The 267-nt window shown below is 62.9% G+C and carries 1 protein-coding gene; it reads right to left on the bottom strand.

Annotated elements, in window-relative coordinates:
• On the bottom strand, nt 1–267 hold a 267-nt coding region (locus BST14_RS32075), incomplete at both ends, for an ATP-binding protein (protein WP_158085950.1).

Here is a 267-nt window from a genome sequence, read left to right as displayed (position 1 = left end):
GGCCAGGTGGGTTTTACCGGTGCCTGGCCCACCGATCAGCACCACGTTCTGCGCGGTGTCGGTAAAGCTCAGATTGGCCAGCTCGCTGATCAAGCGAGCGTCGGCGCTGGAGGCGCTGAAGTCGAAGCCGGCCAGATCGCGGTGCATCGGCAGCTTGGCCATGTTCATCTGGTGGCTCACCGAGCGCATGGCGCGATCTGTGTGCTCTTGTTCCAGCAGGTGTTCGAGCAGCCACTTGGACGAGGCTGTGTTCGACTCACCCTGTGC

The sequence above is a fragment of the Mycobacterium arosiense ATCC BAA-1401 = DSM 45069 genome, assembly GCF_002086125.1.
In the GTDB taxonomy this organism is placed as follows: domain Bacteria; phylum Actinomycetota; class Actinomycetes; order Mycobacteriales; family Mycobacteriaceae; genus Mycobacterium; species Mycobacterium arosiense.
The sequence above is the reverse complement of the archived record's forward strand: the minus strand, read 5'-3'. Positions and strand labels throughout refer to the sequence as shown.